At 63.7% G+C, this 24611-nt stretch carries 18 protein-coding genes and 2 pseudogenes; 6 read left to right on the forward strand and 14 right to left on the reverse strand.

What is annotated here, in order from left to right; translation table 11 throughout:
- Positions 1 to 214: 214 nt before the first annotated feature.
- The 3 genes from JVH1_RS40675 to JVH1_RS40685 all read right to left on the reverse strand — a co-directional run bounded on the left by JVH1_RS40675 (position 215) and on the right by JVH1_RS40685 (position 3948).
- Positions 215 to 1411, reverse strand: coding sequence for a helix-turn-helix transcriptional regulator (locus tag JVH1_RS40675; protein ID WP_043777112.1), 1197 nt, complete (start codon positions 1409 to 1411; stop codon positions 215 to 217).
- Entirely contained in the window at positions 1408 to 2508 is a 1101-nt protein-coding gene (locus JVH1_RS40680) for a LuxR C-terminal-related transcriptional regulator (RefSeq protein ID WP_043777109.1), read from the reverse strand. Before JVH1_RS40680 ends, JVH1_RS40675 begins: the two co-directional genes overlap by 4 nt.
- A gap of 261 nt (positions 2509 to 2769) precedes the next feature.
- Positions 2770 to 3948: a TetR/AcrR family transcriptional regulator gene (locus JVH1_RS40685; RefSeq protein WP_009472349.1), complete on the reverse strand. Its 1179-nt coding sequence runs from the start codon at positions 3946 to 3948 to the stop codon at positions 2770 to 2772.
- A gap of 163 nt (positions 3949 to 4111) precedes the next feature.
- Between JVH1_RS40685 and JVH1_RS40690 the strand changes: the two genes are divergently transcribed.
- Entirely contained in the window at positions 4112 to 5065 is a 954-nt protein-coding gene (locus JVH1_RS40690; protein WP_009472348.1) for a nitronate monooxygenase family protein, read from the forward strand.
- Here the strand turns inward: JVH1_RS40690 and JVH1_RS40695 are convergent.
- The 3 genes from JVH1_RS40695 to JVH1_RS40705 all read right to left on the reverse strand — a co-directional run bounded on the left by JVH1_RS40695 (position 5058) and on the right by JVH1_RS40705 (position 9140).
- Entirely contained in the window at positions 5058 to 5684 is a 627-nt protein-coding gene (locus tag JVH1_RS40695) for a TetR/AcrR family transcriptional regulator (protein ID WP_009472347.1), read from the reverse strand. The genes JVH1_RS40690 and JVH1_RS40695 overlap by 8 nt on opposite strands.
- A 76-nt stretch (positions 5685 to 5760) precedes the next feature.
- Positions 5761 to 7911, reverse strand: coding sequence for a 3-hydroxyacyl-CoA dehydrogenase NAD-binding domain-containing protein (locus tag JVH1_RS40700; RefSeq protein WP_009472346.1), 2151 nt, complete (start codon positions 7909 to 7911; stop codon positions 5761 to 5763).
- Between the two features lie 17 nt (positions 7912 to 7928).
- On the reverse strand, positions 7929 to 9140 hold the full coding sequence (locus tag JVH1_RS40705) for an acetyl-CoA C-acetyltransferase (protein ID WP_009472345.1): 1212 nt from the start codon (positions 9138 to 9140) through the stop codon (positions 7929 to 7931).
- 180 nt (positions 9141 to 9320) lie between these two features.
- Here JVH1_RS40705 and JVH1_RS40710 point away from each other — a divergent pair, with 180 nt between their 5' ends.
- From JVH1_RS40710 to JVH1_RS40725, 4 genes are all read left to right on the forward strand, one after another.
- Positions 9321 to 10367 carry a TIGR03617 family F420-dependent LLM class oxidoreductase gene (locus JVH1_RS40710; RefSeq protein ID WP_009472344.1) on the forward strand — a complete coding sequence of 349 codons (1047 nt, stop codon included), beginning with the start codon at positions 9321 to 9323 and terminating at the stop codon, positions 10365 to 10367.
- Positions 10368 to 10632: 265 nt separating this feature from the next.
- Positions 10633 to 11970 carry a bifunctional lytic transglycosylase/C40 family peptidase gene (locus JVH1_RS40715; protein WP_009472343.1) on the forward strand — a complete coding sequence of 446 codons (1338 nt, stop codon included), beginning with the start codon at positions 10633 to 10635 and terminating at the stop codon, positions 11968 to 11970.
- Positions 11971 to 12190: 220 nt separating this feature from the next.
- Positions 12191 to 12793 (forward strand): TetR/AcrR family transcriptional regulator, encoded by a 603-nt coding sequence (locus JVH1_RS40720; protein WP_009472342.1) that lies wholly within the window; start codon positions 12191 to 12193, stop codon positions 12791 to 12793.
- 226 nt (positions 12794 to 13019) lie between these two features.
- Positions 13020 to 16394, forward strand: a complete 3375-nt coding sequence (locus JVH1_RS40725; protein WP_009472341.1) for a serine/threonine-protein kinase — start codon at positions 13020 to 13022, stop codon at positions 16392 to 16394.
- A 157-nt stretch (positions 16395 to 16551) separates the two neighbouring features.
- On the opposite strand, the gene JVH1_RS40730 is transcribed toward JVH1_RS40725, so the two are convergent.
- The 3 genes from JVH1_RS40730 to JVH1_RS40740 all read right to left on the reverse strand — a co-directional run bounded on the left by JVH1_RS40730 (position 16552) and on the right by JVH1_RS40740 (position 18434).
- A complete protein-coding gene (locus tag JVH1_RS40730) occupies positions 16552 to 16923 on the reverse strand; it encodes a multidrug efflux SMR transporter (protein ID WP_005566053.1) in 372 nt (123 codons plus the stop codon).
- Positions 16924 to 16928: 5 nt separating this feature from the next.
- Entirely contained in the window at positions 16929 to 17243 is a 315-nt protein-coding gene (locus JVH1_RS40735) for a multidrug efflux SMR transporter (protein ID WP_005566052.1), read from the reverse strand.
- A 171-nt stretch (positions 17244 to 17414) separates the two neighbouring features.
- Positions 17415 to 18434: an alpha/beta hydrolase gene (locus JVH1_RS40740; RefSeq protein ID WP_237735050.1), complete on the reverse strand. Its 1020-nt coding sequence runs from the start codon at positions 18432 to 18434 to the stop codon at positions 17415 to 17417.
- A 416-nt stretch (positions 18435 to 18850) separates the two neighbouring features.
- On the opposite strand from JVH1_RS40740, the gene JVH1_RS40745 reads away from it, so the two are divergent.
- On the forward strand, positions 18851 to 19093 hold the full coding sequence (locus tag JVH1_RS40745; RefSeq protein ID WP_009472338.1) for a DUF3263 domain-containing protein: 243 nt from the start codon (positions 18851 to 18853) through the stop codon (positions 19091 to 19093).
- A gap of 793 nt (positions 19094 to 19886) precedes the next feature.
- Here JVH1_RS40745 and JVH1_RS40750 read toward each other — a convergent pair.
- The 5 genes and pseudogenes from JVH1_RS40750 to JVH1_RS40770 all read right to left on the reverse strand — a co-directional run.
- Positions 19887 to 20048, reverse strand: a pseudogene (locus JVH1_RS40750) (IS256 family transposase); the annotation flags it as partial.
- Between the two features lie 68 nt (positions 20049 to 20116).
- The gene (locus tag JVH1_RS40755; RefSeq protein WP_202803468.1) at positions 20117 to 21049 is read right to left on the reverse strand and encodes a tyrosine-type recombinase/integrase; all 933 of its coding nucleotides are present in this window, start codon (positions 21047 to 21049) and stop codon (positions 20117 to 20119) included.
- Between the two features lie 92 nt (positions 21050 to 21141).
- Positions 21142 to 22347 (reverse strand): hypothetical protein, encoded by a 1206-nt coding sequence (locus JVH1_RS40760; protein ID WP_009472335.1) that lies wholly within the window; start codon positions 22345 to 22347, stop codon positions 21142 to 21144.
- Positions 22344 to 23408 carry a site-specific integrase gene (locus tag JVH1_RS40765; protein ID WP_043777100.1) on the reverse strand — a complete coding sequence of 355 codons (1065 nt, stop codon included), beginning with the start codon at positions 23406 to 23408 and terminating at the stop codon, positions 22344 to 22346. The genes JVH1_RS40760 and JVH1_RS40765 overlap by 4 nt, the downstream gene beginning before the upstream one ends.
- Before the next feature lie 76 nt (positions 23409 to 23484).
- Positions 23485 to 24589: pseudogene (locus JVH1_RS40770) on the reverse strand (IS256 family transposase); the annotation flags it as partial.
- Between the last annotated feature and the right edge of the window lie 22 nt (positions 24590 to 24611).

The raw sequence follows: 24611 nt of genomic DNA on the forward strand, positions 1-24611 counted from the left end.
CCCCTCAACAGGGGGATACTCGGAGGACGCGGCACCGGGGCTCGGAGACTTCGACTATCGAGCCGGCAGGTCCGGTCGGGAATGCCGACGCAGCTGCGAGCGGTCGTCAGTACCGAAACGGGCGCACCCGGGGAACATGGTTTGGCACCGGAATAGAACCGCCGCCCGGCAGAGTGCCGGACGGCGTGACGCTGAGCAGATGGTGCCAAATCGACTACGCGATACGGTTGCCGATCGACCAGGCAATGGCCTGTGAACGGTTGGTCGCACCGAGCTTCCGCAGGATGTGCTTGACATGCGATTTCACCGTCCCCTCGGTGATGACGAGGGACTCGGCGATGTCGTTGTTGGTCGCCCCCGCCGCCATCAAGGTGAACACCTCTTGTTCGCGGGAGGTGAATTCGGCGAGAGGGACCAAGCTAGGACGCGAGGCGAATTCCGCCGACGAGTCGGCTCCGGCAGGATCGGAGTCTGCCCGGCCGGCCGAGGCCATCCCCGATTCGCACAGCTCGTCCATCGTCGCCACCGTCGACGAGAGGATTTCCCTGATCTGGTCGCGTTGGCTCCGCAACCGCTCCATCAGCGACGTCCGCTCGTAGATGTAGCCGACCCCTTCAGTGAAGGCCCACAGGACGTCGCGGTCGATCTCGTCGATCCGACTCGGAACCGGGAAATGGTCGGCATGAAGCAAACCGACAACGTTGTTGTCGAGAACCAGGGCCGACACCACGTACGAGCGTGAGCGACCCGACTCGACGATGATCGGCCGGTATACCGGCGCACTTTCCGTGTCGTAGACGATCGCCGGCCGATGATCGGTCAGCAGCCGCGCTTCAGGAGCCCGCTCATCGAACGGTATCCCGCGATCGATCCAGTCGGTGAACCATGAGTCCGATTCATCGCCCTCGCCCAGGTACGCCTTCCACGGCTTCCAGGTTCCCGCCTCGACTCGCGACAGCACCACCCGCCGGAATCCGCAACGAACGGCCACGTCCTCACAGAGGCGGTCGAGAAGGTCGGAGGTGCTCGGAACGGTCCGCAACCGGTGGAGTCCCGCCGAACACTCGGCCAGACGCTCGGTCCTGCGGCCCATTTCGTTCAGGTACAGATCCATCGCCAACTGCTGCAGGTCGAGCACAGTCTTGGTCAGCCGCTCCACCTTGGCGGTGTCGGCTGCCGCGGCCCGTCGCAGCTCGTCGACGCAGTGATGCGTCAGGACCGAGATCGCCTCTGCAGAATGGGCAGGACGCTCGTGCCGAATCCCCGGAAGAGTGGTGGAACCGACATCAGCGAAGATCTCGTCCCGGATGGCCTCCAGCCGAGTGATCAGCTCGATGTCTTTGCGTCGCCATCCCTGCAAGGATCCCCGTGCCGTCTGGTGCTGCGCTGTTGCGATCAATGCCTGTGTCATAGCGTCCGTCCCATCGAGCGTTTCATCTTCCCGTATCGCGCGATGGCGCTGGCCCTGTTGGTGGCGCCCAACTTGCGGAAGATGTGTTTTACGTGGGATTTCACCGTGCTCTCGGACACGGTGAGGTGGGCGGCGATTTCCGCGTTCGAGGCGCCTTTCGACAGCAGTTCCACCACATCGACCTCGCGTGCGGTCAAGAGCCGTTCGGGCCGCCCTGCGACTGGCACCTCCGACGATCTGCGATCTCGGCGAGAAGGATCGACAGCCGCCGGAGACAACATCTCGACGGGGGGGTCGAGGGTCAGCGGGCCACCGTGAACGTCGTCGATCATCGCTTCCGTGGCGCTGAAGACCATGCCGAGCCGATCACGCTGTTCACGCAGTCGCTCGGTGAGCACCATCCGTTCGTAGATCGGTCCCAGCCCGTCGGCGAAGAGCCGAACGATGTCACGGTCCACGGACGTCAGCACCCGGCCCGAGATATTGGTGTCGGCATGAAGCAGGGCGACGACTGTTCCGTCGACCACCACTGGCGCAACGACATAGCTGGTGGTCCTCGACAACCTGATGAGCGGACGATACGTGCGGGTTTCTGAACCGGCATCGCTCACCAGCATCGGGATCCGGCGCCGTACAACATCGGCCTCGAGCGGCGACGCGCTCAAGGGGATCTCGAGATCGCTCAGATAGTTGCGCAGCGCGGCGGAGATGGCCTCGGAGACCAGGTGCAGGGTGTGCGGAATCCACATCGAACCCTGGATGCGAGAGACCAGAACCCGGTCGAATCTTCCTGCAGTACACAGTTCTTCGGCCGAACTACTGAAGAACTGGGCGGGCCCGGCCGCCGACGAGCGCAGGCGGGCCAGCGAACCGAGCACGCGTTCCAGACCGCGCTGGGGAGTCAGGCAGGCCTGCTCGTAGAGGACGCCTTGCGCTTGGTGGAGCTCCTCGAGAATGGCGGACAACGTACCGGTCTCATCGATCGTGTCATCCTCGTTTCGGGTCTCGGTGAACTCCACCCCCGCTATTTCTCGCATCGCGGCCGCCATCTCGCTCAGCCGGTGGGCGACGGACGGCTGGGCGGCGGAAGTATTCACTGTTCCTCCATGTCGAGGTGCGGGGCATCCATGCCGCCATATCGGCGACGTTCATCCTCGGGATGCTGCGGCACTGCACCTGCCTTCAATTCACCATGTCGTGGCTCACCATTTACTTACGTCTGCCATTGTGGTGACCCGCATCACTATTGTCAACGCGGCGACTTTGAATACCCCCTTGTCAGGGGGTTTGTGCCGGAATCGCGCAGGGTTGACCCGCGGTCGGTAGTGAATTGTCCTTAACTATGGAGCCAGGGGGAGTCAGCCATACAATGCGCGGCGGGCAGCCAGGCGCACACGTTCCTGCACGTTGGGCATGCAGCGCAACCGTACCGTCCTGGATACGTCGTTGACGATTGTCAGCGCAGCGTGGACACGAAATCGCACCTCGGTGTCCTCGAGTTCGGGCCGGGATTCTTGCAGCAGTTGGAACCACTGCCCGACGTAGTCGTGCTGCGCGCTGCGCACAGCGTGTCGTCGGGTGGGTGGAAGGCTGAGTACTTCGGAGGTCAGCACGGCCAGCAGGTCGTAGTGGATCATCGCGAACTCAATGTACGCATCGACCGCGGCGTCCAGGGCCTCCTGGGAGGTGTCCGCGGAGAACAGTGCCTGCGACAGCCCCAACTGGAGCGGTTCCGCGCCCCGGTCGATCACCGCGGCCAGGAGATCGGCCTTCGTATCGAAGTGTCGGTAGACGCTGGCGCTGTGGACCTGCACAGCGGCTGCGATCTCGTCCATCGTGACTGCCTGGTATCCCTTCGCGCTGAACAGTCTGGTGGCCGCGCCCAGGAGTGCCTCGCGGCGGGATGCCGGCGCCATGCCGGTCCGTCCGGGAAGATCGGCGGCCGGTTCAGCTGCACTGCCGAACGGCGCCGCGCCTACGGCCATGGCCATGGTGGCGAGCAGCTCGATCAAACGGCCCGGCAGGATCTCGGTGCGGTGATAGCCCGGGCTGGTCAGAACCGCAAGAATGCACCACGCCAGCAGTTCCGCGTCAACGCCGCTCACCCCCGGCACGGAATGGCCGAGCACTGCGGAGAGACGCGACACCACATCATGCAATCGGTCACGCAGGCCCGCCTGCTGCTCCGGTGGCAGGTGTCGAATCTCGCGATTCCACAGAACTCCGAGGTCACGTCGAGTGCCGGCCGTTTCCGCCAGCCCGTGCAGCAGTGCCGTGAGGTCATCGATTCCGTGTGAGGTCAGCAGCTCACCCGCCTGATCGAAGCTCTCGGCCACCGTGCAGGCGAGCAATTCCTGTTTACTCCGAAAGTGCCGGTACAAGGCCCCGGCGGTGATCCCGACGGACGAGGCGATCTCCTCGGTGCCCACATTGTGGTAGCCGCGTTCGGAGAACAGGACGCTCGCGGCGGCCAGGATCTGGGCCCTGCGGTTACGGGGACGCGGAGTGCTCGTGAGCCCAGCTCGCCTCGGGCGCACTAGTTCGTCGATGCTGCCCGCCCCCTTCGACGCATTCGATGTGGCTTGAGATTTACTTACCGGGGTTGTAGCTTGATTTTCAACCTAGCATGCGCCATCGCCGCTTTCTCGGCATTTACTTAGGTGCAGACCTGCCTCTCGTGGTTCTCGCAAGGAGTCTGACGTGTCCATTTCCGAAGCGTTGACGAATCGATTGACCGTTCCGTTGATCGCCGCCCCGATGACGGAGGTATCCGGCCCCGACCTGGTGATCGCGGCGTGCCGCGAAGGCGTCGTGGGATCCTTGCCCACCCACAATGCGGTCACAACCGGCGAACTCGACCACTGGCTCACCCGCATCGAGAAGGCCCTGAGCGAGGTCCCGAGGTCTGCGCCCTTTGCGCCGAACCTCGTGGTGCACCGATCGAACCGGCGACTGCGCGAAGACCTCGCGTGCCTGGTGGATCACGGCGTAGAACTCGTCATCACCAGTGTCGGGTCCCCCGAGCCCGTTATTGCCCCATTGCGCGCGATCGGATGCCAGGTCTACGCCGACGTCGCGACGTTGCAGCATGCGGACCGGGCCATCGCCTTGGGCGTGGACGGGTTGGTGCTCCTGACCGCGGGTGCGGGAGGCCAGACGGGCTGGGCAAACCCGTTCTCCTTCGTCCGCGCCGTCCGCGAGCGATTCGACGGCACCATCGTTCTGGCCGGCGGTATCAGTGACGGCGTGGCGTTGCATGCCGCCCAGGTTCTCGGCGCCGACCTCGGGTACATGGGAACGAAGTTCATCGCCACCGACGAAAGTCGGGCCGACAACGACTATCGGCGGGCGCTGGTCGAGGCGAGCCTCGACGACGTCGTCCTCTCGACCCAGGTAGGTGGCATTCCGGCGAGCCTGCTCAAGTGCTGGGTCAATCGGCAGGCCGGAAACGCCGCCGAGCATCCCGCATCCGAGGGTTTCCGCCAGGACCGATTGCTCAGCAACCGCACGGCGTGGAGTGGTGGGCACAGCGTGTCCGGGGTGGACGCGGTCCTCTCGGTCGCCACGCTCATCGAGAAGACCGCCCGGGAATACGAGGAATCCCGCGCCAGATCGGTGGCGCGGGATAGCTCCGCCGTAAGGGCCGTCAGGTAAGCAGTTCTCGCGCCATCAGTTTCCACTCGTGCAGGTGCGGGTCGGTGGCGGGATCGCGCGGATCGAGCGCATAGGTCAGTGCGGCACCCCGCATCGAGGTGTTGAGTTGTTCGCGTACCAACTCGTAGCGCGGGCGTGCGCACAACTCGCTGCCGAAGAACGCGTCGGTCGTTGCTCTCACGAGGTGGCCCAGCCGGCGCTCCTCCGGTAGCAGCGCTTCGCGTAACTTGTCGTTGGCGCGGGAGGCGAGCCACAACTCGGTCGCGGCCCAGAAATACGGCTGGTGGAAGGTGGGCCACATAATCTCGATTGCCCAGTCGATGCGCTCTGTGGGGTCGTGTGGCCAATCTTCGCGATGCCGCATGTCCTCCATCCGCGCCGTCGCGAGATGCTGGACGGCGGCGACGAGCAGCGCTTCGCGTGAGGGAAATTGTTGTAAGAGACGGCCACGGGACACCCCCGCCTCGTGTTGGATCCGCAACGTGGTGGCGGCGGAGTAGCCGTCCCGGAACAACACCGCAACGGCGGCGTCGAGTATCTGCCTGCGTGTGATCGCCCGCCGTTCTTGCTGGGTGCGCTTGACCGAGGCGTCACTGATCGACACCGACATCAGCTCCATCCGTTCGGAGAAAAGCCCTCAACGGGGTTGGCGCCACTGCCCACAGTGGTGCCAACCCCGATCGTAAATGACGCCGTTACTCGTAGGTCTCTCCGCGCTCGGCCTTGGCCACCAGTGAGGCGGGCGGCTCGAAGCGAGTGCCGTACCGGGCGGCAAGTACGCGTGCCCGCTCGACGAACGCCGCGACCCCACCCGGGTAGCCGTTGATGTACTGGAGGACGCCTCCGGTCCACGTAGGGAACCCGATCCCGAGCAGTGATCCGACGTTGGCGTCGGCGACCGAGGTCAGGACCCCTTCGTCGAGGCAGCGCACCGTCTCGAGGGACTCTGCGAAAAGCATCCGTTCCTTGAGGTCGTCGAACGGGATCTCGGTGCTCCCCGACTGGAATGCCTCGCGCAGCCCCGGCCAGAGGCCGACGCGGCTGCCCGACTCGTCGTACTCGTAGAAGCCGCCACCGGTCGACCGACCGCGACGATCGAGTTCCTCGACCAGCCGGTCGAGGACGGCCTCCGATCCGTGCTCGACCCAGACGCCGCCGTCCGCCTCGACTGCCGCACGGGCTTCCTGACGAATCTTGCGTGGCAGGGTCAACGTCAGCTCGTCGAGCAGCTGCAGAGGGGGTGCGGGATAGCCGGCCTGGGCCCCCGCTTGCTCGATGATCACCGGTTCGATTCCCTCACCGACCGCGGCGGCGGCCTCGTCGAGGAATTTCGTGATCACGCGGCTGGTGAAGAAGCCGCGGCTGTCGTTAACGACGATCGGGGTCTTCTTGATCTGCTGCGCGAAGTCGAACGCCTTCGCCAATGTTGCCGGTGCGGTGTGTGCGCCGACGATGATCTCGACCAACGGCATCCGTTCGACTGGGGAGAAGAAGTGCACACCGATGAAGTCTTCCTTACGGTCGACGCCTTCGGCCAGCGTGGTGATCGGCAGCGTCGACGTATTCGAGCCCAGCACGGCGTCGGGGGCGACGACGTCCTGGATCGACTTGAAGACCGCCTGTTTGACCTCCACGCTCTCGAAGACCGCCTCGACGACGAAATCGACATTCGCGAAGTCGGCCGGATTGTCGGTCGGGGTGATGCGGGCGAGCAGCGCGGCGGACTTCTCCTCGGTCGTTGTTCCACGAGCGAGGGCCTTGGCCTCCAGTTTTTCGGCGTAGGCCTTCCCTTTTCGCGCCGACTCGATCGAGACGTCCTGTAGCACGACGTCGATTCCCGCCTTGGCCGAGACGTAGGCCACCGCGGCACCCATCATCCCGGCGCCGATCACGCCGACCTTCTGTGCCGCGAACCTGGGATGCCCCTCCGGCCGGCTTCCGCCGGCTTTGATGCTCTGCAGATCGAAGAACTGTGCCTTGATCATGTTCGTCGACACCTGACCGGCGACGAGGCCGACGAAGTAGCGTGTCTCGATTTGCGCTGCCGTGTCGAGGTCGACCAAGGCTCCCTCGGCGGCGGCGGCGAGGATGGCCCGCGGCGCCTCGAGGGGTGCCCCTGCCACGGTGCGGCGCAGGTTCGCCGTCACCGCCGGATTGAGCGCGGTGCCGCCGGGGATCCGGAATCCCTTTCGGTCCCACGGCTGTACACCGGACTCGGGGTTGTCCTTGATCCACTTCTTGGCTGCGGGAACGAGTTCGTCGGCGCTGGTCACCAGGTCGTCGACGAGGCCGAGCGTCTTCGCGGCCGCGGGGCTGAACGTCTTCCCGGTCAGCAGCAGGCTCGTCAGTGCGTTCTCGAGCCCCAACATCCGAACAGTCCGGGTGATTCCGCCGACACCGGGTAGCAAACCGAGCGTGACTTCGGGCAGTCCGAAGATCACCGATCTCGAATCGACCGCGATGCGGTGGTGGGTGGCCAGGGTGATCTCGAGGCCACCGCCGAGGGCGGCACCGTTGACCGCCGCCACCACTGGACGGCCCAGGGTCTCGAGACGTCGGAACTGGGCCTTGATCCCATTCGCGAAGTCCGTGAACTTGACCGCATCCTGCGCGGTGGCACGGACCAGGTCGTTGAGGTCACCGCCCGCGAAGAAGGTCTTCTTCGCCGACGTGATCACGACACCGGTGACAGAGTCACGCTCGGCCTCGAGCCGGTCGAGTACGTTGCCCATGGACTCGACGTAATGCGAGTTCATGGTGTTTGCGGACTGGGCCGGATCGTCGAGGGTCAGCAGCACGATTCCGTCCGAATCCTGCGACCACGTGATGGTTGATGTTGCACTCATGTTGTTGCCGTTGCCTTTCAGACTCGCTCGATGATGGCCGCGATACCCATGCCGCCACCGACGCACAGGTTGATCAATGCGCGCCGGTCGCTGCGCCGCTCCAACTCGTCGATCACCGTTCCGACGAGCATCGCGCCGGTCGCTCCCAAGGGGTGGCCCATGGCGATCGCGCCGCCGTTCACGTTGAGTTTCTCGTCCGGAATGGCCAGATCTTTCTGGAATTTCAGGACCACCGAGGCAAACGCCTCGTTCAGTTCGAACAGATCGATGTCGTCGACGGTGAGTCCGGCGACATCGAGTGCCTTCAGAGCCACGGGGGTGGGGGCAGTGAGCATGATCGTGGGGTCTGCCCCGGTGACAGCGGTGGCGATAATCCGGGCGCGGGGTGTGAGGCCGAACTGCTTGCCGGCCTTTTCGTTGCCGATCAGGACCAGCGCCGCGCCGTCCACGATGCCGGAGCTGTTACCGCCGTGATGGACGTGGTTTATCCGCTCCACCGACGTATACTTCTGCAGTGCAACAGCATCGAAGCCGCCATGTTGACCAAGTGTCGCAAAGGAGGGTTTCAGTGAGGCCAGCGATTCGACGGTGGTGCCTGGGCGGCGGTGTTCGTCGTGATCGAGCAGCGGGACACCGTTGAAGTCCTTGACCGGAACAACCGACTTGGCGAAGTATCCACCGGACCAGGCGGCCTCGGCTCGAGCCTGCGACCGCGCTGCGTAGGCATCGACGTCTTCGCGGCTGAAACCCTCGATCGTCGCGATCAGGTCCGCACCGATTCCCTGCGGAGCGAAGTGGAGATCGTATGCGGTGGTCGGGTCGTTGAAGAGGGCACCTCCGTCACTGCCCAGCGGCACTCGCGACATGGATTCGACGCCACCGGCGATCACGAGGTTCTCGAAACCCGACCGTACTTTCTGTGCAGCGAGATTCGTCGCCTCGAGTCCGGATGCGCAGAACCGGTTGATCTGCAATCCGGCCACGGTCAGAGGCAGGCCCGCCACCAGCGCCGCGGCGCGGGCGATATCACCACCCTGTTCGCCGACCGGGGAGACGACGCCCAGCACGATGTCGTCGATGTAGCCCGGGTCCAGGTCCGGAAACCGTGCGCGCAGTTCATCGATCAGGCCCACCACGAGGTCGATCGGTTTGACCGAGTGCAGACTTCCGTTCTTGCCCTTACCGCGAGGCGTGCGAATGGCCTCGTATACAAATGCCTCTTCAGACAAGGCAACTCTCCTCGGATTGTGAACGAATCCCCTGGGGAGGCGCTCTTCGAGATGCGCAGAGCCACAGAGGACGAAGTGAAGAACCTGCGGTCGAACCACTGTCGCCGACCGTTCGCTCACGGTATCGTCGAACCAACATCCAGTCAACCCTGACTGGATGTTGGAATCTAGGGAGTTCGGATGCTGATCGACGGCAACATAGGCGGATCCATCGACGGAACGGGAGGGGCGAACCTCCACGAGATACACGAGCAGGTCGGACTCGCGGAACGGGCCGGCTTCGACGGGGTGTGGTCGACGGAGGTCAGTCGCGACCCCTTCCTGCCGCTTCTCCTCGCGGCGGAGAACGCACCCCGACTCCACGTGGGCACCGCGATCGCTGTGGCATTTGCACGCAATCCCATGACTCTCGCCACGGTCGCCAACGATATGCAGTCCTTCAGCTCCGGGAGATTCACCCTCGGATTGGGATCACAGATCAAGCCGCACATCGAGCGCCGGTTCAGCATGCCGTGGTCCGCGCCGGCGCCGAGGATGCGGGAATTCGTCAATGCACTCCACGCCATCTGGGACAGCTGGCAAAACCAGACAGCCCTCGACTTCCGCGGGGATTACTACAGCCACACCCTGATGACACCGATGTTCCGACCTCCGCGTAACGAATTCGGGCCTCCCCAAGTGATGATCGCCGCCGTAGGCCCGCAGATGACGTCCGTCGCCGCCGAGGTCGCGGACGGGATGCTCGTCCACGGCTTCACCACCGAACGATATCTCCGGGAAGTGACCGTCCCGCAGATCAAATCCGCCCTCGCCACGGCCGGAAAGACCTTCGAGGATTTCACCCTGTCCTATCCCGGACTCGTCGTCACCGGATCAGATGAACGGCAATTCGAGGAAGCGGCAACCGCCGTGCGCAAACAGATCGCCTTCTACGGGTCCACAGCGGCGTACCGGGCAGTCCTCGACCTTCACGGCTGGGGCGACCTGCAGACAGAGCTCCGCCGGCTGTCCAAGCTCGACGACTGGTCGTCCATGACACGACTGATCGACGACACCATCCTGCGCACCTTCGCGGTCGTCGGCGAGCCCGACGCGGCCGCGGCCGAGATATCACGCAGGTTCGGCGACATCATCGACCGATTCACCCTGTACACCCCGTACGGCCTCGACGCGGCGACCCAGAGCACGGTTGCCTCCGGAGTGCACAATCGGCCCACAACCCCCTGACCCGCGAGGCCGCGCCCACCCGCGGTCACCCCGGTGAGGCGACGAACGTCATCGCCGGACCGGCCTGGCGCGGTCGTCGGATCGGCCAATTCGATTCGAGGAGGCGCGTCTCGCCCACAGGCGAAGTACCGACACACCCCCGCGAATCTCTCTAAAGGTGGACCCTAATCCCCAAATGGTGTGAGGAACTTGGCCGCCCAGTGGTCGAGACTTGGATCACATCAGAAGATTTCACAGGGTTGGGTCACAGCACGGGAGGAAGTAGATGTCGGTCGATCCTTCGGCGATCATCGTCGCAGTCGCCACAGCGCTCGGTGGCGCGATACACGGATCGGAGGCGCCTCCGGCCTTGAAAGACTATGGCACCCAACAGGTACAACAGATCACAGAAGCCGCACCCGCGATCGGGCAACAGGTCAACGACGCCGTCGAGCAGCTACCGCCCGAGACGCAAGGCGCAGTGCAGCAAACGATCACCAATACTGCAGATGCCGTCCAGGATACGATAGAAGCCTACTCACCACCGCCTGAGAGCGCCTCTCCCCCACCCGACGCGACCGGTGACACCACGGGCGAGATTCCTTCCACCGTGCACGAACCCGAACCTGACGGGACAATCCCCGAATATAGTGACCACGTTGAGCAATTCGACTCGACGCCGCTTGCCGTCTCCGAGATCTCCTACCACCCCACCGTATCCGACGCCTCCCCCCGGGCAGCCTCACAGCTGGGGGCGATCGCAGTATTCGTCCCCTGGTTCCAGAAGGCGGGAAGTATCTGCGACGGCATCAAAGCCCCGGTCCTGGCGGCCTTGTACTCGGCGGAGAACAACTTCCGATACGGCGCCTCAGCGCCCGTGTCTCCGGATGGCGCCCGTGGACCCGGTCAGTTCATGCCCGGCACCTGGGCAAAATACGGGCGCGACGCCGATGGCGACGGAAAGGCGGACGTACTTGCTGTCGGCGACTCGGTCATGGCGTCCGGGCATCTGCTCTGCGACATGTACGAGGAGATCGATTCGTGGAAGCAGGCCGGCATCGTCTCAGGTGACGTGCTGGACCTGACGCTCGCCGGGTACAACGCCGGCGTGGGAGCGGTCCGCCGATCGGGCGGAATGCCCTCGGGGCTCCCCGACTACGAGAATCAGACAAAGCCCTACGTGGCGAAGATCCGGGCAGCCGAATCCCGGTTCGCGTCGTTCTTCGCTTCCGGAGCCGGCGACTGGGGAGGCGTCGGCGGCAGGATCGTCGAGTCCGCCCTGCGCTATCTCGGCCTTCCCTACGTGTGGGGCGGCGGCAACGTGAACGGGCCCTCCGGTGGCGGTTTCGACTGTTCCGGGCTTACCTCGTACGCCGTCCACGCCGCAACAACAGAGAACGTATCCCTACCTCGCACCTCGGAAACTCAGTGGAACGTCGGTACCGAGATTCCCCTCGCCGACGCAAGGCCAGGTGACCTGCTGTTCGGCAACTGGGGTCCCGCCGGCCCCGGGCACGTGGCAATCTACATCGGCAACGGCAAAATGGTGCACGCGCCCACCACCGGCGACGTGGTTCGCATCGCGCCCGTGTTCGATGGGATGAAGGCTCGGCGAGTGGTGTGAGACGGCACCCACCAGCGCCATGCGGTGTTCCGACCCGGACGGACACGCCGACACCGCCCACACACCACGGAGCCTCCGACACGGGCTCGACCACCACCCTGGGTGAGCCCTGCCAAACCGCGGAGCCGGCGCGATCGTCGCTTCGGCGAGAACGGACGTGGCTGACGATCACGACGGGCACTGCAACGTCGCACGGGCGCCGCGGGAAGGTGCGTAACTCATGAGGACCGCACACCCCGCTCAGCGGCCCGGACGACCCGGCTATGACCTCGACTCACTCCTCGCCGTTACCGTGAAGGTCTTCAACGACAAGGGTTACGAGGGCACCAGCATGGAGGCCTTGGCCCAGCGGCTGGGAATCACGAAGTCGTCGATTTACCACCACGTGTCGGGTAAGACCGAACTGCTGGAGCGAGCATTGTCGCGAGCGCTCGACTCACTCTTAGCCGTCACCACCGAACGGCAGGCCACCAACGGCCGACACATCGACCGCCTCGAGTACTTCCTCCGGCGCACCGCCGAGATCCTCGTCGCAGAACTGCCCTATGTCACCCTCCTGCTGCGCGTTCGCGGGAACACTCCCGTGGAACGCCGCGCCATCGCCCGGCGACGGGAGTTCGATCTCTTTGTGCGTGACCTCGTCGTCGGGGCCGCCGAGGAGGGAGACCTCCGGCCAGGCATCGATCCCGCGCTCACCGGCCGCCTCGTGTTCGGCATGCTCAACTCGCTCATCGAGTGGTACCGACCGCGAACCGAAGGATCATCCGAGGATCTCGGCGACGCAGTCCTACGCCTGACCTTCGAGGGCATGCGTCGCCGGTAGCGGATGACCAGATCGATCTGCCGCCGCCCCACTCTGCTGTCAAAAGGCTCGGACTTGGCCACAGCACCGAATCGCACTCCGCTAGCATGTGAGTTGAATCACATTGATTGGAGATGTGTATGAGCCACTCGCGGCGGACTTTGCCCCGAATGGGAGGCACCGCAGTCGTGACACACCCTTAGACCTGCCGCAAAGAGGTAGAAGTACATCGAGGATTGAGCTACCGATGGACGAGTTCGACGAAGTCGACCTGCCGAATACTCAACGTGATCTGAGCCGCGATATCGCCACCGAGTTGGACCTGGCCGGACTCGAGAACGCGGAGGAAGTCGGACGCGGAGGATTCGGGGTGGTCTATCGCTGCACAGAGCGTTCCCTCGATCGAACAGTCGCCGTCAAAGTGCTGACCACCGATGTCGACCCAGACGACCGCACCCGCTTCATTCGAGAACAACGCGCCATGGGCAAACTCTCCAGCCATCCCCACATCGTCCAAATTCTCCATGTCGGCGTCACCGCGAACGGGTCCCTCTTCCTCGTGATGCCATACCACGAACACGGGTCTCTCCAAACCCTGCTTCGGCAGAAAGGGCCCTTCCCGTTGCCCACCGTGCTCGGGATCGGAGTGAAACTGGCCGGTGCTCTGGCGGCCGCTCACCGCGAGGGCATCCTCCACCGTGACATCAAACCTGCCAACATCCTGATCACGGGATATAGCGAGCCGCAACTGACCGACTTCGGCATCGCCCGGATCGGGGGCGAATTCGAAACATCCGCGGGCAGCATCGTCGGCACCCCCGCCTTCACCGCCCCCGAAGTGCTCAAGGGACAACCTCCGAGTCCCGCGTCCGATATATACGGTCTCGGTGCGACGCTGTTTTGCCTGATGACTGGACACGCTGCCTTCGAGCGCCGCACCCAGGAAGGGGTGGTTGCACAGTTCGTGCGGGTCACCAACCAACCGGTCCCGAACCTGCGTGAGCACGGTATTCCCGACGACGTGTGCACCGCCATCGAACACGCCATGGCGGGCGATCCCGCCGATCGACCAGCATCGGCCGACGCATTCGGAAACGAGCTTCGAACGGTCCAACTCCTGCACGGGCTGCAAATGGACGCGATGGCAATGCCCGCCGATCCGTACCGAGCCACATCGCCCCCGACAGGAAGGGGCGGGGCTCCCGCATCGAAGACGTCGGCAGCGGTGCCGAACACCCCGCCCACCGCCGCCACAAAGTTTCGTCCCCCGACCTCGGCTCGGCCACTGGTCGAGCGCCGACGACTCCTCGAGACCCTGCACGCCGGTGCTGGTCGACGCCTGACAGTGATCCACGCCCCCGCAGGTTTCGGCAAGAGCACCCTGGCCTCCCAATGGCGGCACGCTCTCATCGCCGACGGAATGCCCGTCGCCTGGCTCACCATCGACCGCGATGACAACAACGTCACCTGGTTTCTGTCCCACCTGGTGAAGGCAATCCACACCGCGCTGCCCACGATCACGCCCGAACTGGAGCGCATCCTCGAAGACCACTACGAAGATGCCGCGCGATACGTGCTGCCCTCGTTGATCAACGACATTCACGACGGTGGCCGCGCGATCGCCATCATAATCGACGACTGGCACCGGGTGACCTCTTCCGACACTGTGGCGGCAATGGACTTCCTGCTCGAGAACGGATGCCATCACGTCCAGGTCATCGTCGCGACAAGATCCCAATCCGGTCTTCCGCTGAGCCTCATGCGAGTACGCGACGAACTCGTCGAGATCGGGCCGACGGCAATGCGTTTCGACAGCGCGGAATCCAGGGCGTTCCTCGTCGACGTCAACGGACTCGCACTGGACGACGAAGAAGTGAGCAGCCTCCGCCAATCGACCGACGGGTGGGTCGCGGCGCTGCAATTGGCATCGCTGTCGCTACGTGGGCGCAGCAATCGCTTGGACTTCATCGCGCATCTGTCCGGAGGACACCATGCCATCCACGAGTACCTGGTGGAGAACGTCCTGAGCACGCTCGAACCGACGATCCTCGAGTTCCTCCTGTCCACAGCCATCACGGAGAAGACCTGCGGTGACCTCGCAGGAAAGCTCACACACGTTCCATCCGGCCAAGAGATGCTCGAGGAAATCGAACGACGAGACCTGTTTCTGCAAAGCATCGATGACGACAGGGAATGGTTCCGCTACCACCACCTGTTCGCCGATCTCCTCCATCGCCGCCTCGAACGCCTCCATCCGGGCCGTCGTGAACATCTCCACCGGATCGCCGCACACTGGTTTGCCGACCACAACATGCTCAGCGAGGCGGTCGACAACGCGCTTGCCGCCGGCGACACCGACCACGCCCTTCGACTGGTCGAGGACGGTGGCATGACACTCATCGAGGACTCGCGGATGACGACCCTCCTCGGGCTTGTCGCGAAACTTCCCCCGAACCTTGCTGTGACAAGTGCCCGACTCCAATTGAACATCGCCTGGGCGAACATTCTGATGCAGCGTCCACGACAGATGAGAGCAGCACTCGATCAACTCGATGCCGCACTCACGAACACCGAGGCAGACGAGGCTGCAATACATGCCCTTCGCGTCGAAGCTGCTGTCGTCCAAGCATCCGGCAAACTCTTTGCCGATGAGATTTCAGGGGTGCAGGAACTCGTCGCCGATTGTTTGCGCCACCCGAACGCGGTGCGGCCCTTCCTCGCGTCGGGCGCCGGCAGCATCGCTTCCTTCGTGGCCCTCTACACATTCGACTTCGACGCAGCGCGCCGTTGGCAGGACTGGGCAGCCGCATATCATGCGCAAACCAGCGGCCCCTTCAGTGTCATGTACGGATACTGTCTGGCCGGCGCGGCGGCATACGAACAACTCGATATTCCCGCGGCCGAGAACTACTTCCGATCCGCAGTGGCGATGACTGGAAAATCTGGGGTCCACGCCCATGCAGCACGACTCGCCGGGGCCTTGCTCGGAGCGCTTCTCTACGAGATGGGACAGATTGCCGAGGCCGAACGACTCCTGGACGAAAGCTACAAACTCGGCTCCGAGGGCGGTGGCCTCGTGGAATTCATGCTCGCCACCTACGGCACCGGATCACGGGTCAAATCCTCACTCCGACATCATGAGGAGGCCGAACATCGGCTCGAGGAGGGCGCCAGGATTGCCGAATCGCTGCGGCTGCCACGTCTGGCCGCCCGGATGGTCAACGAGCGGATCCGCGCAGGGCTTCCCGTCGGCGACGAGATCCGCACGCGGTTGATGGCGTCGAAGGCCTACCGTCCGCAAGCAGACGGGATCGCCACCATCACATCCGAACTCGACGAAGACTCGTCGATCAGGCTCCTGCTCCGTGAGGATTCTCCCGACAGTGTCGCGCACGCCTGTGCGCGCGCGAAGGAACTCATGCTCAGCATCGAAAGTCAGGCCAGACCCCGGGCGCTCATCCGCACGAAATTGCTGTTGACGGTGTGTTTGTCCGCCGCGGAGCAGTTCGCGGAGGCGCGGTCCGTGCTGGCTCCGGTCGCAGCGAAATGCTCGGAGCTCGGATTGACCCAAGTATTGTTGGACGAGGACGCACGGATCGCCCACATACTGGCCGCGACCTGACAACACACGTGGCGCCACCGGAACTCATCGACGTAAAGACCTTCTGTCTGCGGACAACCTTGCACCTCACGCGGATACCGAAGACCATCGGCTTTCCTCTGTTGGGAGAACACGCGTGTACGGCATCACAAGTGCCGACGCTCTCGCGCGATTGCCTTCAGTCGCACTCCACCGTTTGCTGGGCATCCACTGGCACGGTCGGCCTGGACTCACGGTCCGTCTCGATGTTCAAGATGACCACACCGGCCACGATGCATATCAATCCGGCCACTCGTGCGACCGATACAGCATCACCGAACAGCAGCACTCCCACCACCGCAATAGAGGCGGTGCCAATTGCCGACCACAACGCGTACGAGACACCCAGAGAGAGCGATCTGAGCGCCTTCGACAAGAAGAAGAACGAAAGGAGGTATCCAGCGAGAACCCCGACCGTCGGAAGCAGCCGCGTGAACCCGTCAGTCAAGTGAAGACCGGTTGTGGCAAAGATTTCCACGACAACCGCCCCCATGAGGTAGAACCAACCCATGGCGCCTACCCTCCAAAATTCATCGCGACGATACCGACGACGGTTAGAGCCAGACCGGCAACCTTGACCCGTGAGACACGTTCTCCATGGAAGAGGACGCCGAGTGCAACCACCGCCGCCGTCCCCAGCGCCGACCACAGCGCGTAGACAACGCCGATGTCGATCTGCCTGACTGCATTCGCCAACAGAAAGAACGCGCCCCCATAGAGCACCAACACCGCCGCAGATACCCGAAATCGGGTGAATTCATGCGTGAGCGGCAACATACTCGTAGCCGCAACCTCGAGAACAATCGCTATAACAAGAAACAGCCAGGCCATTGAAATCGATTCCCATCCCTCGTGAAGGTTTTGCCGTATCTTCCACGCAAATCACCCTGTGCGGCTCGTGCCGAAAATGTTGCTCACACAGATCTGCTGTCACATCGCGCTAGCGATCTTCCGTACAGGATTCAACCCCAGAGCATCGCCCGTACCGACTTGCGTGAAGCGTTAGGCGATCTCGCGGTCCGAATCAAGGGGGTCAGGTGCCGAATCGCCGCCTCGAACGGTGGTCACCACGCGAATGAACTCCGCGACGCGCTCAATTGCCCTGCGTGCCTCGGGCAGAAGATCCGCAGCCACATGAAAGACGTGGAACTGGCCATCCCAGACCTCGAGGGCGACCGGGACCCTGGCATCGGTAAGGCACTCGAACATCAACCGCGCATCGGGAAATAGCATATCTCTGGATCCGACCTGAAGTAGTACCGGCGGGAGCCCGCGCAGGTCTGCGTCGACGGGAGACAAAGGCAGCTCCGAAACGCCACGAGTACGGCGCTCCACGCGCTCGGTGAGGGCGGTCAGCGCTACCAGTGCAGAACTGGGAAGGATCGGACATCGTGCAGACGCGGGATGCTGCAACTTGACGGTCGGGTCCAAGTCGGTGAGCGGTGATAATGCGACCAGACCGGCCGGCCTCGGCAGATCCAGGTCGGCGAGTGCCAGTGCCACCATGAACGCAAGATATCCGCCGGCGGAATCGCCGGCGATGACGATCTGGGTCGGGGAGAATCCTCGTGCAAGCAACCAGCGATAGCCGGCGAGCCCGTCGGCGACGGCGTCCCCAATTGCGTGTGTGGGCATCAGTCGGTAGTTGACACTGAGCACGCTGGCATCGGCCGACTGCGAAATCCGGGAAGCGAGACGGCGATGCGTATTGAGGCCACCGGTCAGGAACCCCCCGCCGTGAAGGTAGAGGACCACGCTGTGCAGGTCGGCGTTGTGCGCCTGGATCCAATCCGCGTCGCAATCCGTCAAGCGCACACGACGATGCCCGACCCCATCGAGCGGGGGTAGCACGCACGCGGCCTGGTCAACCAGCCGCGCGGCCCAACGTGCGCTCGGAACGTGTGCCCACACACCGAGCGCAGGTTTGACGGTCGCACGTAACGCGTGTGTCAGGAGCTTGGACTGAAGGCTGTTGCCAGGAAAGAAACTCGAACGTGTCAAGAAATCCGATTCGGTCCCCACCCTTCGTGTGTGGTTCCCTCCGACAACGCCAACTCCCTCCCCGGGCTGTTCCACCGAGCTGACGGCTGACATCGGTACTCCAAACTTCCAGGGATGAACATGCCGGATTTGAGGCGCATAGACCCAAACGCCGTGCCAAGACATCTCTCAAGATATGGCTCACATCACCCGACCGGACTCCCCCTGAGGGGGAAAAACACTCCCCAACAGGGGGATCCTTCCTGCAAGGAGTTGCAGTCCAGTCCGCGCGCTGGTGCACTAGACAGATCGAATGGTCTCGCGCACTCGGTAGAATTTCAGACAGCAATCCAATTCTGGCGACAGCCTGTCCGGGTCCGGGCACCGTCCCGGAACAACTCGGTCGAGAAGACGCAGTTCTCCACGTTTGTCCAGGTCTAACGGTTGGAGGTAGTACCGTGTTCGACGACTCTGCCATCGAAGATATGAGGATCATCGAGTTCGCGCGCCGATGGCTTCCCTACGGCGGTGGTACAACCGGCGACCTCCTGGTCGAGTTCGGCATGACTCCAGCCTGCTACATCGCGAGACTGGACAGCATCCTGGCAGGACCGACAGCCAACCAACTCGATCCCAACTTCCGCGACGACCTCCGTCGTTTCGTGTCCCTACGCGCCTCACGGCCCGCCCCGACGGCGTAGAACGGAGCCCGGCAACGGGACATGCCGCGACTGGGCCGACGGCCGGACCGTGCTGCCGCACACGCACCTCGCTGCCCCGGGACTTGAGCCGACCGCCGACATCGTTGGCGAGTCCCGCGAAGTGTCCCTGACACATCCCGGCGACTCCGAGACGAAATGCTGACTGCACCAATAGTTCGTGTCGAGCACTTGTGTATCGCCACCGACCGCTGAGTTCGTTCTCAACACGAGGAGTCGACGAACAATCGTCCGCAGAACAGTGTGCCGGCGAGCCGCCTAAGCGCTTTGTGTTGTCTCTCGTCGCCCTGCACTGGATGCCGATGAACTCGACCCCGAAAGCTTGACCGCGCACAGTTCGAGCAGACCACGTCTTGTTGCGAATTCGACTCCGCTGAGCGCTCTCGCCATCAGTATGGCCTGGAGACGCCGGTAGAACACTGTCGGAAGCAATCCGAACTCGGGAAGGATATGCTCGTCTCCGCCTCCGTAGGGCGCCCAGCGCAGGGCGAAGGTAAGCATGGCGACTTCATCTTGAGTCATGGTCACTCACATTTCGAGAATCAGGTGGACTGCGGAGAACTTGAAGCAAACCACTACTGAAAGCGTGTGACAGTCCCCCTCAGGGTTATCTCTGTACCCCATTCGAGATATGTTCTAAACCACAGCTTTGACGGGATCGAAACATCGCCGCGGCGAGGAAGGTTTTCCGCCGTCATCGCGACTGTCACTTGCTCATCTGTCAAGCAGCGGGGGACTGTCAGAACATCGGTGGATCCAGATCTGGCGCATGAATCTAGATCACAGTTGGGGTGATACGGCCTTCGAATGTGATAGCAAACGCATTGAGGGCCGGCTTCCACCTCGTCACCCATCGTGCTCTTCCCTTACCTGTGGGGTCCAGCGACCGGGTGGCGAGGTAGAGACACTTGAGCGCGGACTGCTCGCTGGTTCTGTGGAATCAGGATTGTCAAGTTCGTGCTGGTCGGCCATGGTTGACAGCGCCGATCGGCAACGGGGTGGCGGTCAGTTGGCGTGGTGTTGTTCCGGCCGGGGTCGGAACGTCGGCGAGGCGTTGCAGTAGCTGGTCGAGGGCGGCTTGACCGTCTTCGACGGCTGCTTGTTCATCGTCGGTGAGCGGGATGCTGACGAGCATCCGCTGAAGATTCGCTTTCGCCTGCAGGAGTTGGCTTTTGCTGGACTCTTTGGGAATGTAGAAGTCGCAGCGGGCGCAGGCCATGCGGTGCGGGCATTGCTCGAAGAAGGTGTAGCTGCAGAACCCGTGGCCGAGGTCGTAGTGCTGCCAAGGCTCACCAGCGGCGGCAGCGCCGGAGGTGGCCGCGTCGCGGTCAACGAGGACTTCGATGGTTCGGACGTTGCGGGCGAAGTAGCCGGCGTCGTTGTATGTCTTGGCCAGGGTGTCCGGGGTGATTTGGCGTAGTGCTGGGTCGATTCCGGGCTGCGGTGGCCGAGCCAAGCCTGCAGCTCGAACAGCGTCATTGGTTCCTTGGCGTTGCAGAGCTGTGTCGCGATGGTGGAGCGAGCGCGGTGGCTGGTGATCGGTCCGCGAACGTCGGCGGACGGGATGTCGGCCTTGCGGCAGAGTGCTGGGATGATCGTGTCGTTGATGTAGTTCTTGCTGATCCGTCCGGCCCGGACAGCGAACAGGAAGTGCACCTTCTCACCGGTTTTCCGGTCCAGCATCGGTGGTTGCGCGGGGCGCAGGGCCTGCCATGCTTCGATCGCCCGACCCAACAGCGGGTCGACGGGCTTGGTGAACGCGGTGCCGGTCTTGTGGGTGGGGATATCGAGGAGACAGACCGATGAGTCGGTCTGCTGTGGGTCGTCGCCGACGGCGGGCTGATCGTGTTGCCAGCGGATGCAGCCGAGCCGGAGCCGGGCGATCTCGTCGCTGCGCTGGCCGGCGAACAGCCAGGTCAGTGTGATGGCGCGGACCATGTCGGCGGGGTGGGCTCCGGGTCCTCCGGGCAGGTCGCCGGGATCGAGGTTGAGGCCGGCCCAGAGAAGTTTGGCCCAGAGGTCGTCGGCGATCACCCGCGGGTCGGGTCCTTGCAGTGCCCGGATGCTGCGCGGGGTTTCAGTGCTCGCGCGGGGTCGAACCGACGCGGGATCCAGTCCCAGTCCTGGATATCGCGGAAGAAGGTGCGGGCGATGCGGATGTAGGTGCGTTTCGCTTTCGCCGACAACAGTTTTCCGAGCTGTTCGGTGCGGCTCTCACGCCAGTTCTTCGATTGGATGTGGTCGCCGACACGCATGCGGTCGACGGCGGCGACCCAGGCCGTGCAGGTCTGCCGTGTCCAGTCAGCGGGCCCGGTGATGTCGGGATGGTCGGCGGCGAGCCAGCGGCCGATCTTGGCCAGCACGACGCGATGGGTGTCGCGGGTACTCGGTTGGACCGTTGCGGAGGCGTGCCAGCGTTCGACGGCCTGCGCCCAGCCCGGGGCGGTGCCCGTGATGGGGACGGGCCCGTCCCCGTATCTCGGTGCCGGTGGCGGGCCGGTGTGGCCGAGCGTGGCCAGAGCACGGTGAACGCCGTGCAGGTGGCGGCCGTGGAAGTGCCGTTCGATCGCCGCGTCCGCCCGCAGCCGATCCAGCGCCGGTGAGGTGAGCTCGTTCAGCTTCGGGCTGCGGTTGAGCAGCAGCAAGGTGCAGATCATCGACTCCAGATTCGCGGCACGATATCCCCATCCGTTCAGCACCGCGCGAACCGGCTCGACCGCCTGATCGACGCTGGCGGAACCGAATATCCGCTGCGCCAAAGTTTGCCGCGCGAACGGGCCGACCAGATCGAATGCGGTGAACCCGGTGAGCAGATAGGCATGGGCGAGCAGATAGGGGCGTGCCTGCATGCCGACCTGCCCCCGGAAACGCTGCCGCAGCTGCGGTGGGCGCAGCAGCTCGGCCCACTCCTGTGTCGACCAGGACCAGAAGTCGCGGCCCAGCTCACCGCAGCGGTGCAGGACGATCGCGGTGGCGTAGCGGGCGAACCGTCGCTGGAACACGGTGTCAGGATGCCAGTGCAGAGCCGCGACCGCCTCGTCCAGTGGTGCGGTCAACCGCGCAATTGCCTGCCATTGCGGGTGTTCGCGGTCCCGGTCGAGCCGCAGCAGATCGAAACCGAGGGTCTGCAGCGCATCGGTTTCGTTCTTCGAGAGCCGTTCGTGGCGCCGGAAACGATCCAGCCGTAGAGGCCACTCCCAAGCGGATTGTGCCTGCGAATTCACCATCGTTGTCATCGGCGACTGGTCTCCTGCTCGCCGAGGCGGGCCAGCATCTCCACCCGCCAGGAGTGGATGTGGTCCATGCCGCGAGCGAGCTTGTCGGCCAGCTCCCGCCCGGACAGGTGGATATAGGTGAGTGTGGTTTCGGTGCTGCGATGTCCGGCGAAGGTGGCGATCGCGTGTAGTTCCCAACCCGTCCGTGCCAGGTCCGTCAAGCACAGATGCCGGGTCGTGTGGGTGGAGAACTGCGGCACTCCAGAGTCGATCGCAATGCGCCGCAACACTTTCGACCACGTCCACAAACTCAACGGCTCAGCGTAGTTGCGGCGCGACTCGGACAGAAACAGCGGTCCTCGGGCCCGGCTTATGGTCGCTCGATGCGTCAGATACTCCCGCAGCAACACCCCGGTCGGTGCCGAATACGGCAGTATTCGCTCGAGCCGGTTCTTCGTCGTCTCCGCTCGCACGCGTAACATTCGACGAGCTGGATCCAGGTCGTCGGTGCGCAGCGAGCACAGCTCCTCGCGCCGCAGCGCGGCGTCGTAGGCCAGTGCGAGCATCAGCCGGTTGCGCAGCGGCTCGGCCGCGGCGACTGCGAGGATGTCGAGCCACTGCTGCTCGGTCGGGATCCACGGAAGTTTCACCAGCCGTGGCACAAGGCCACGCTGCTGCCCACCCCACTTCCGCCCTGGCGTATACCTTCCTCGACCAACAGGATTAGACTCCCGAACACCTTCCTCCACCAAAAAGTCGAAGAATAGCCGCACCGGCACCAGCCGCTGCTGGATCGTGGCATTCGCCAATCCGCACCCGGAATCGATCGACACCACGTTCGTGCCGCGGCGGCTGGCCCGCCCGGTCAGCTCGCGAACGAACACCGCGACATCGGCCCGGTTCGCGGTGACCGGGTCGATGTCATGGTCCTCACAGACCTGCAGGAACTCCGCCAGCCCGCGGGCATACGCGTCGATCGTCCGCGGTGCTCGACCCAGATCACCCCACACCTGCAACCAGCCTGCCGCGCGCTCGTGCCTGCCGAGCACCGGCCACTTCTCCTCTAGCACCACCGTTCCCATGCCTGCCTCCCAGTTCCGTGGTCACCTTGGCCGAGATCCTCTCAGCCCTGTTCTGATTCCACGTAACTAATAGGAAGTGGCCCCTCGCCCGCACCACCCGCCGGTAGCGCGCGTTGAGGGACTCGATCGCATTCGTCGAGCAAATGACCCGGCGTATCTCTGGGTCGTAATCGAGGAACGGCACGAACTCGCTCCAGGCGCTTTCCCACAGCCGGACGATCGCCGGATACCTCGGCCCCCACTTGTCGGCGAACTCGATGAACTGCTCCTTGGCCGCGGCCTCGTTGACTGCGGTGTATATCGGCCGCAGGTCCCGTGACATCTCGTCCCAGTACTGACGTGACGCATAACGAAAGGTGTTACGCAGGAGGTGAATCAGGCATGTCTGAACCACCGTGAGTGACCACACGGTAGTAATCGCGTCGGGCAGCCCCTTGAGCCCATCGCAGACGGCGATGCACACGTCGGCGACCCCTCGGTTGCGAATTTCCGTCAGCACGCGAGCCAAAACTTGGCCCCCTCCCCGCCGTCACCTGCCCACAATCCCAGGATCTCGCGTACCCCGGCGGTCGTGACGCCGACGGCGACATAGACGGGTCGGTTGGCGACCTGACCGTCGCGGACCTTGACGTGGATAGCATCGATGAACATCACCGGGTACACCGAGTCGAGGGGACGGACGGACCATTCGGTCATCTCCGTGAGGACCTTGTCGGTGATCTTGCTGATCGTCTCCCTCGAGACCGATGCGCCGTAGACGTCATCGAAGTGCGCCGCGATTTCCCCTGTGGTCAGGCCTTTCGCCGAGAGGGACAGAATGATTTCGTCGACCCCGGTCAGGCGTCGCTGCCGTTTCTTGACGATCTGCGGATCGAACGAGGCATCGGTGTCTCGTGGCACCTGGATCTGTACCGGTCCGATTTCGGTGAGCACGGTCTTCGTCCGCCTCCCGTTCCGGGAGTTTTCTCCGTTTCGTCCCCTGACGTGGTGTTTCTCGTAGCCGAGGTGCTCGTCCATTTCGGCTTCGAGTGCGGTTTCGAGAACGTTCGCGGTGAGCTGGTTGAGCAGTCTTTCGGGCCGACCAACTCGACGCCCTCGGCTTTGGCCTGGGCCAACAGTTGTTGGGCCAGCTTCTGGTGGTCAATCTTCGACTGATCCATGGGATCCAGCGTTTCGGTCATCGTCTTGCCTTCTCGCCAAGAG

The organism is Rhodococcus sp. JVH1 (assembly GCF_000280725.2).
Classification (GTDB): Bacteria; Actinomycetota; Actinomycetes; order Mycobacteriales; family Mycobacteriaceae; genus Rhodococcus_F; species Rhodococcus_F jostii_A.